At 61.4% G+C, this 8,364-nt stretch carries 7 protein-coding genes; 2 read left to right on the top strand and 5 right to left on the bottom strand.

Going from position 1 to position 8,364, the window contains the following annotated elements:
- Positions 1 to 63 precede the first annotated feature (63 nt).
- On the top strand, positions 64 to 582 hold the full coding sequence (locus K9857_RS28600; RefSeq protein ID WP_224541659.1) for a glycine cleavage system protein R: 519 nt from the start codon (positions 64 to 66) through the stop codon (positions 580 to 582).
- Between the two features lie 216 nt (positions 583 to 798).
- Here the strand turns inward: K9857_RS28600 and rarD are convergent, their stop codons facing one another.
- The 5 genes from rarD to K9857_RS28575 form a co-directional block, all read right to left on the bottom strand.
- A complete protein-coding gene (gene rarD / locus K9857_RS28595; RefSeq protein WP_224541657.1) occupies positions 799 to 1,686 on the bottom strand; it encodes an EamA family transporter RarD in 888 nt (295 codons plus the stop codon).
- 375 nt (positions 1,687 to 2,061) lie between these two features.
- Entirely contained in the window at positions 2,062 to 3,036 is a 975-nt protein-coding gene (locus K9857_RS28590) for a serine/threonine protein kinase (protein WP_224541655.1), read from the bottom strand.
- A 288-nt stretch (positions 3,037 to 3,324) separates the two neighbouring features.
- Positions 3,325 to 5,226: a PhoX family protein gene (locus K9857_RS28585; protein WP_224541653.1), complete on the bottom strand. Its 1,902-nt coding sequence runs from the start codon at positions 5,224 to 5,226 to the stop codon at positions 3,325 to 3,327.
- A gap of 222 nt (positions 5,227 to 5,448) precedes the next feature.
- The gene (locus tag K9857_RS28580; protein WP_224541651.1) at positions 5,449 to 6,213 is read right to left on the bottom strand and encodes a TOBE domain-containing protein; all 765 of its coding nucleotides are present in this window, start codon (positions 6,211 to 6,213) and stop codon (positions 5,449 to 5,451) included.
- 213 nt (positions 6,214 to 6,426) lie between these two features.
- Complete coding sequence (locus K9857_RS28575) at positions 6,427 to 7,167, bottom strand: ComF family protein (RefSeq protein ID WP_224541648.1); 741 nt, start codon at positions 7,165 to 7,167, stop codon at positions 6,427 to 6,429.
- 109 nt (positions 7,168 to 7,276) lie between these two features.
- Between K9857_RS28575 and bioB the strand changes: the two genes are divergently transcribed.
- On the top strand, positions 7,277 to 8,332 hold the full coding sequence (bioB, locus tag K9857_RS28570; RefSeq protein ID WP_224541646.1) for a biotin synthase BioB: 1,056 nt from the start codon (positions 7,277 to 7,279) through the stop codon (positions 8,330 to 8,332).
- The last annotated feature ends 32 nt before the right edge of the window (positions 8,333 to 8,364 follow it).

The raw sequence follows: 8,364 nt of genomic DNA, 5'->3' as shown, positions 1-8,364 counted from the left end.
CCGGCTTAACCCTTGCCTATACTTGTTTTTCCATAACAAAAGACATGACCAGAGGGCTGCGCCATGGACCATCTCGTACTCACGGTTTTCGCCCCGGACAAGCCCGGGCAGGTTGAGCGCATTGCCCAATGCATTGCCGAGCAGGGCGGCAACTGGCTGGAAAGCCGGATGTCGCGCATGGCCGGGCAATTTGCCGGGATTCTTCGAGTGGGGGTTCCGGCCGAAGGTTACGATTCGCTGGTCGATGCCCTGCAGGCTTTGTCGGCCCACGGCATTCGCGTGTTGATCGCCGAAAGCAGTATCGAGCAATCCTGCACCTGGAAACCGATTGAAATGGAACTGGTGGGCAATGACCGGCCGGGGATCGTTCGGGACATCACGCGCCTGTTGAGCGAGCAGGGGGTCAACCTGGAGCGCCTGGTGACCGAGGTGCGACCGGCGCCGATGAGCAGCGAGCCGCTGTTTCACGCCGAAGCGATTCTCGCGGTGCCGCTGACGCTGTCACTGGACGTGCTGCAATCGCGCCTGGAAACCCTGGCTGACGACCTGATGGTGGAGTTGGTACTGCGCAGTGAACCCTGATCGGGTTATCCAGTTTAAACGTGCACCTGCCTGTGGATAACCTGTAGAGACTGCGCGCCAGGCCACGTTATCCGTGGCTTGGCGAGAGTTGATCAAAAAAGCGCCAACATTCAGTGACTTGCGCACAAACGCCGGGGATCACGTTGTGGATAACCTTGGGAAGGAACCATGCAGGCCAAGTGAACCGTGGCCTGCAGAGGTTTGTATGTTTTTTGATCAGTTGCGGCGACGCAGACTTATCCACGCATCGATGCTGTAAACCGCAAGACCTGCCCAGATGAACATGAACGCCATTAACGTGGCGGAAGACAGGTGCTCACCAAACAGCAGCACCGCCTGCAGCAACACCAGCGTCGGCGCCAGGTACTGGAGGAAACCCAGGGTGGTGTAGGGCAGGTGCCGCGCGGCAGCGTTGAAACACACAAGCGGGACCAGCGTGACCGGGCCTGCTGCCACCAGCCACCAGGCTTCGGAGGTGGTCCAGAATTCGGCCTGAGCGCTGTGCGCCGTTGGGTTGAACAGCAACCATGCAATGGCGATCGGCACCAGCATCCAGGTTTCAACCACCAGCCCCGGCAGGGCCTTGACCGGCGCTTGCTTGCGGATCAGTCCGTAGAAACCGAAGCTCAGCGCCAGCATCAGCGACACCCACGGCAGACTGCCCACCTGCCACACCTGCTGCGCCACGCCGATGGTCGCCAGGCCCACCGCAACCCACTGCATGCGCCGCAGCCGCTCGCCGAGGATCAGCATGCCTAGCAATACGTTGATCAGCGGGTTGATGTAGTAGCCAAGGCTGGCTTCGAGCATGCGACCGTTGTTCACCGACCACACATAAGTCAGCCAGTTGGCCGCGATCAGGGTGCCGCTCAGGGCCAGGATCGCCAGGCGTTTGGGGTTCTCGCGCAGCTCGCGCCACCAGCCTGGGTGCTTCCAGACCATCAGCAGCAAGGCGCCGAATAATGCAGACCACAGCACCCGATGGATGATGATTTCCACCGCCGGCACGCTGGCGATGGCTTTGAAATAAAGCGGGAAAAGTCCCCAGATGATGTAGGCGGTCAAGCCCAGTATGTAACCCAGACGCGGGTTGGCAGCTTGCATGCAGAGTCCTTGCTTAGGCAGCTAACAAAGGAGCGATTGTAGGGAGATTTGCCGGTGGCTGTCCTGCGCAAATAAGTTGGGTAATTGTGAGCAATATTCATGTGCGAACGAGCGCATCCAATCAACACAAAACCTGTAGGAGCGAGGCTTGCCCGCGAAGGCGTCCGTCCAGTCGACTTCACTGGTGACTGACACGCCGTCTTCGCGGGCAAGCCTCGCTCCTACGGTTTTGCTGTTGGTCACAAATCATTCAATCAACATGGACCCTGTGGGAGCGTGGCTTGCCCGCGAAAGCGTCCGTTCAGTCGACTTCACCGGTGACTGACACACCGCCTTCGCGAGCAAGCCCGCTCCCACAATGGATCTCTGTGTGGGTCAGAAAAGTTTCAGGGGTTCTTCGTTGAGCGCCGCCAATTGCTCGCGCAACGCCAGCACCTGATCCCCCCAATAGCGCTCCGTGCCGAACCACGGAAAGCTGCGCGGGAAGGCCGGGTCGTCCCAGCGGCGGGCGAGCCAGGCGCTGTAGTGCATCAGGCGCAGGGCGCGCAGGGGTTCGATCAGCGCCAGTTCCCGCGGGTCGAAGTCGTGGAATTCGTTGTAGCCGTCCATCAGCTCCGACAACTGTCCGAGGCATTCCTGACGGTCGCCCGCCAGCATCATCCAGATGTCCTGCACCGCCGGGCCCATGCGGCAGTCGTCGAGGTCGACGATGTGGAACATCTCGTCGCGGCACATCATGTTGCCGGGGTGGCAATCGCCGTGCATGCGGATGTTCTGGTGGGGCGTGTCGTTGTAGGCATCTTCCACGCGCTTGAGCAGATCCCGGGCCACGGACTCGTAGGCCGGCAACAGGCTGCGGGGGATGAAATCGCCTTCGAGCAAAGTCGCCAGTGAATCGTGGCCGAAGTTCTTCACCGCCAGGGCTTCGCGGTGCTCGAACGGCTTGGTCGAACCGACCGCATGCAGGCGACCTAGCAATTGACCCAGGCGATACAGCTGATCGAGGTTACCCGGCTCCGGCGCGCGACCGCCGCGGCGGGGGAACAGGGTGAAACGGAAACCGTTATGTTCGTGCAGGGTTTCGCCATTGTGGATCAGCGGCGCCACCACTGGGACTTCGACTTCGGTGAGTTCGAAGGTGAATTGGTGCTCTTCGAGGATCGCTTCGTTGGTCCAGCGTTGTGGGCGGTAGAACTTGGCTATCAGCGGCTCGGAGTCTTCGATGCCGACCTGGTAAACGCGGTTTTCGTAGCTGTTGAGCGCCAGGATGCGGGCGTCGCTCAAGAAGCCGATGCTTTCGACGGCATCGAGGACGAGGTCTGGGGTGAGGGTATCGAACGGGTGGGCCATGCTGACTCCTGCGCGCAGCAGGCTGCTGCGTCCGGCCAGGCATGGTAGCGCAGAAGGCTGGTTTGTAGTGGTTCGGCTTGGGAAGTGTAGTGTTTGGTCTGACGCCTTCGCGGGCAAGCCCGCTCCCACAGGGTTCTCGGTTGTTCGCAATTGTTGCGTTCACACCGGACTACTGTGGGAGCGGGCTTGCTCGCGAATGAGACGTGTCAGTCGATGCAGATGTTGAATGACACACCGCTTTCGCGAGCAAGTCGAATCGTCGCACCGCCGCTCCCACAGGTTCAGTGATCAGGCGCCGACGATCCCGCCATCCTCACGGGTAATGACAATCACCGAAGAGCGTGGCTTGCCGCTGGGAAGGTGCTCGGGGAAGGTCGAGCCGCCGGTTTCGCCCGGGTGCTGGATGCCAACGAACAGGGTTTTCTGGTCCGGCGAGAAGCTGATGCCCGTCACCTCACAACCGATCGGCCCGACCATGAAGCGACGGATTTCACCGCTGACCGGGTCGGCGCAGAGCATCTGGTTGTTGCCCATGCCGGCGAAGTCACCGGCGTTGCTCATGTCGCCGTCGGTCTGGATCCACAGGCGACCGGCGTCATCGAACGCCAGGCCGTCGGGGCTGTTGAACATGTTCTGCGGGGTGATGTTCGATGAGCCACCCTTGGGCGTGCCGGCATGCACATGCGGGTTGCCGGCGACCACGAACAGGTCCCAGGCGAAGGTGTGGGAGGCGTGGTCGTCGCGGTCGGTGCGCCAGCGCAGGATCTGGCCGTAGACGTTCTTCTCCCGCGGGTTCGGTCCGCCCACCGGTTGCCCTTCCTCGCCGCGCTTGGCGTTGTTGGTCAGGGTGCAATAAACCTGGCCGTCCTTGGGGCTGACCACGATCCATTCCGGGCGATCCATGCGCGTCGCCTTGACCACGCTGGCCGCCAGACGCGCATGAATTAGCACCTCCGCCTGACTGGCAAAGCCGCTGCTGGCGTCGATGCCGTTTTTGCCGTGGGTCAACTCGACCCATTCACCCTGGCCTCGCGGATGGTCGGCATTGCCGTCGCCGGCATCGAAACGCGCCACGTACAGGGTGCCGTGGTCCAGCAGGTCGCGGTTGGCCTTGTGATTCTGATGGTTGATCTTGTCGCGGCTGACGAACTTGTAGATGAATTCGCCGCGTTCGTCGTCGCCCATGTACACCACGGCATGACCGTCACGGGTTTCGGCCAGGGCGGCGTTTTCATGCTTGAAGCGACCCAGCGCGGTGCGCTTGACCGGGGTCGACTGCGGATCGAACGGATCGATCTCGACCACCCAGCCATGGCGGTTGAATTCGTTGGGGTTGGTCGCCAGGTCGAAGCGCGCATCGTGCTGGTGCCAGTTGATCTCTTTGCTGGTCGCCACGGCGCCGTAGCGCTTTTGCGCGGCGTCGAACTTCTGCTCGGTGTTGGTGCTGCCGAAGCAATCGGTGAAGTTCTCTTCACAGGTCAGATAAGTGCCCCACGGCGTCTTGCCGTTGGCGCAGTTCTGGAAGGTGCCCAGCACTTTCTTGCCTTGCGGATCGGCGCTGGTTTTCAACAACTCGTGACCGGCGGCCGGACCGCTGAAGGCGATCGGCGAGTTGCCGTGGATGCGCCGATTGTATGCCGAGCCCTGGACGAACTGCCAGTGACCGCCTTTGCGCTGCACTTCCAGCACCGTCACGCCTTCCGCTGCCAGGGCCTTGCGCACTTCCTCGGCCGACTGCGGCATGCCGCCGTGGGGGTAGAGATAGCGGTAGTTGGTGTATTCGTTGTTGATCGCCATCAGCGCGCGGTTTTTGTCACCGGGGAAGGCGAACAGGCTCATGCCGTCGTTGTGGTCGCCGAATTGCACTTCCTGATGCTCGGCGCTGCCATTGCCGCTCGGGTCGAAGGCCGGACCGTTCTTGTGCAGGGGCTGGCCCCAGCTGATCAGCACCTGCGACTTGTAGCCCGGCGGCAGGCTGATGCTGTCGGTGGTGGCGGCGGGAATGCTGGGGAAACCCAGCAAGGTGCTGTTGCCGGCGCTGACACTGGCGGCCATCACGCTGCGGCTCAAAAGGTTGCCCCCCAGAAACATCGCGGCGCCACACAGGGCACCGGCGCTGATGAATCCACGACGGCTGAGGCCGACCATTTGCTCGAGGTCGGTGGGTTGGTGTTCTTCCAAAAGGCTCATATCAGGCTCCCTGCAAATTTTTGCAGTCACCTTAATGGTGCTCGATGAAGGTTTTGTTGCAGTTGGTTGACGAGGTTCCTGTAGCAGCTGCCGAAGGCTGCGTCAGGCTGCGAAGCAGTCGTTCTGTGGATGCCTGCCATATCGTGGCGAGTTTCTTTGCGACTGCTGCGCAGTCGGACGCAGCCTTCGGCAGCTGCTACATGGGGTTGAGTAATGCCTGGATCAGAGCGGTGTGCCGAGTAATACGTTGGATGGCGAGAACTGGACGCCTACCGGTTTGCCGGCGCTTAGGCCGCGAGATCGCAGGTGTTCGGGTTCGGCCAGGGCGCACAGGGTCTGGCCGTTGGGCAGGCTGATGCGTACTTCGCTGGGGCCGTTTTCGGCGTCGAGGATTTCTTCGATCGTGCCTTTGAGAAAACTGTATCCCGGTGTTGCCTGATCTTCGGCAGCCAGCACTTCGAGCCATCCGGCCTTGATCAGGGCTACCACTTCAACACCCGGTTGCAGCTCCAGACGCACGGTGCTGTCGTGGGTGATTTGCGCATCGATGCTCAGGCCCTCGGCGAGTTCCAGGCGGATCCTGTCGTTGTGGCCCAGGGTATCGATGGCGGCGATGGTGCCGTGCAGTTGATTGCGTGCGCTGGTGCGCAGCATCAGGCGCCCGAGGAGGTCGAGGTCGCTGGCGTCTTCCGCCGCTTCCAGCACTTGGGCCTGCAAGGCTTGCAGTTTCTGATACAGGCGCAATACCCGTTCGCCTTCGCTGGAAAGCTTCGCACCGCCGCCGCCCTTGCCGCCAACGCTGCGCTCCACAAGCGGTTTTTGCGCGAGGTTGTTCAGCTCGTCGATGGCGTCCCAGGCAGCCTTGTAGCTCAGGCCGGCGCTTTTCGCCGCACGGGTGATCGAGCCCTGTTCGGCGATGTGCTGCAGCAGGGCGATGCGTTGTGGACGGCGGGCGATGTGTTGGGACAGCAGCGTGGGCAGGGACATGACGGGGCGCTTTGGTGGTGACGATGGTGGGACGTTGGCGGGTGATGGCGTGGGAGTCAAGACGTGACGTACACACATACCCCTCTGTAGGAGCGAGGCTTGCCCGCGAAGGCGTCAGGTCAGGCGACATTGATGTTGAATGTGCCGGCCTCTTCGCGGGCAAGCCACGCTCCCACAGGGATTGCGATCCCACCTTGGATTTGTGTTTTCAGATTAGGGGGCGTCGCCCGGTTTTGGGGTTCGCGCCAGGCAGTAGACGTCCACTCGTGCAGCGCCAGCGTCCATCAGCAATTTAGCCAAAGCCTGGGCCGTGGCACCGGTGGTCAATACGTCGTCCACCAGCGCCAGATGACGACCCTTGACTGACACATCAGGCGCCAGCGCAAACGCATTGCGCAGGTTTTTCCGCCGTTCGCTGGCGTTCAGCGTTTGCTGCGCGCCGGTGTCCTGGGTTCTGAGCAGCAGCCGTTCATCGCAAGGCAGATCTAGGTGTTTGCCCAGCCAGCGTGCCAGCATCGCGGCCTGATTGAACCCCCTTTGCCGCAATCGCCGGGTGGCCAGCGGCACCGGCAGCAGCAGATCGGGCCGGGGCAGGTCGTCGTCGAAACGATGTTGCAACGCCTGGGCGAGCAATTCACCGAGCAGGTGGCCAAACGGCCACTTCGCACTGTGCTTGAAGCGCGTAATCAGGCTGTCTATCGGAAAACTGTAGGTCCAGGGCGCGATCACCTGCTCGAAGGCCGGCGGTTGTTTCAGGCATTGGCCGCATGTCAGGCCCGAAGCGGGCAGCGGCAGGGCACACGTCTGGCAGTGATCCCCCAGCCAGGGCAGCTCCGTTTCACAGGCCATGCAAAGGGGCGTGGCGCCGTCAGCGGCTTCATCGCAAAGCAAACAGTGTTGTTCGTTTTTTAACCAGATGTAAACCTGTCCTTTGTATCGTGGTTGACAGCGCATGACTCTTCCTTAAATATGCCGAACATCCGTGTCGCGGCTGTGGTTATTCCCTGCCTCAGCTGCTCGCCCAGCATAGAACCGTGCCCTGCATAAAAGAAAGGTAATGCCCATGAGCGCCAGCACCTCTGCAACCCTGCGTCATGACTGGTCTTTGGCCGAAGTCAAAGCACTCTTCGTTCAGCCATTCAACGACCTGTTGTTCCAGGCGCAGACCGTGCACCGCGCGCATTTCGACGCCAACCGCGTTCAGGTTTCCACCTTGCTGTCGATCAAGACCGGTGCCTGCCCGGAAGACTGCAAGTACTGCCCGCAGTCTGGTCACTACAACACCGGCCTTGAAAAAGAAAAGCTGATGGAAGTGCAGAAGGTCCTCGAAGAGGCCGCTCGCGCCAAGGCCATCGGTTCGACCCGTTTCTGCATGGGCGCGGCGTGGAAACACCCGTCCGCCAAGGACATGCCGTATGTGCTGAAGATGGTCGAGGGCGTGAAGGCCCTGGGCCTGGAAACCTGCATGACCCTCGGTCGCCTGGATCAGGATCAGACCGAAGCGCTGGCCAAGGCTGGCCTGGACTACTACAACCACAATCTCGATACCTCGCCCGAGTTCTACGGCAGCATCATCACCACCCGCACCTACAGCGAGCGTCTGCAGACCCTGGCCTACGTGCGTGATTCGGGGATGAAGATCTGCTCCGGCGGCATTCTCGGCATGGGCGAGTCCCTGGACGACCGCGCCAACCTGCTGATCCAGCTGGCCAACCTGCCGGAGCATCCGGAGTCGGTGCCGATCAACATGCTGGTGAAAGTGGCCGGCACGCCGCTGGAAAACGCCGAAGACGTCGACCCGTTCGACTTCATCCGCATGCTCGCCGTTGCCCGAATTCTCATGCCGCAATCCCACGTGCGCCTGTCCGCCGGCCGCGAAGCCATGAACGAGCAGATGCAGGCCCTGGCCTTCTTCGCCGGCGCCAACTCGATTTTCTACGGCGAAAAACTGCTGACCACCGCCAACCCGCAGGCTGACAAGGACATGCAACTGTTCTCGCGGCTGGGCATCCTGCCCGAAGCGCGGGAAGAGCATGCCGATGAGGTGCATCAGGCGGCGATCGAGCAGGCGTTGGTGGAGCAGAAGAGTAGCGAGCAGTTTTATAACGCTGCGGTTTGATTGCATCCCGATACCGCTGATGGAATGCAAAA

The organism is Pseudomonas sp. REP124 (assembly GCF_020164475.1).
In the GTDB taxonomy this organism is placed as follows: domain Bacteria; phylum Pseudomonadota; class Gammaproteobacteria; order Pseudomonadales; family Pseudomonadaceae; genus Aquipseudomonas.
The sequence above is the reverse complement of the archived record's forward strand: the minus strand, read 5'-3'. Positions and strand labels throughout refer to the sequence as shown.

Excerpts from the sequence above, each read along its gene's own strand:
- K9857_RS28575 (WP_224541648.1), bottom strand. The coding sequence starts at position 7,167 with ATGCGCTGTCAACCACGATACAAAGGACAGGTTTACATCTGGTTAAAA.
- K9857_RS28600 (WP_224541659.1), top strand. The coding sequence starts at position 64 with ATGGACCATCTCGTACTCACGGTTTTCGCCCCGGACAAGCCCGGGCAG.
- rarD (WP_224541657.1), bottom strand. The coding sequence starts at position 1,686 with ATGCAAGCTGCCAACCCGCGTCTGGGTTACATACTGGGCTTGACCGCC.
- K9857_RS28585 (WP_224541653.1), bottom strand. The coding sequence starts at position 5,226 with ATGAGCCTTTTGGAAGAACACCAACCCACCGACCTCGAGCAAATGGTC.
- K9857_RS28580 (WP_224541651.1), bottom strand. The coding sequence starts at position 6,213 with ATGTCCCTGCCCACGCTGCTGTCCCAACACATCGCCCGCCGTCCACAA.
- bioB (WP_224541646.1), top strand. The coding sequence starts at position 7,277 with ATGAGCGCCAGCACCTCTGCAACCCTGCGTCATGACTGGTCTTTGGCC.
- K9857_RS28590 (WP_224541655.1), bottom strand. The coding sequence starts at position 3,036 with ATGGCCCACCCGTTCGATACCCTCACCCCAGACCTCGTCCTCGATGCC.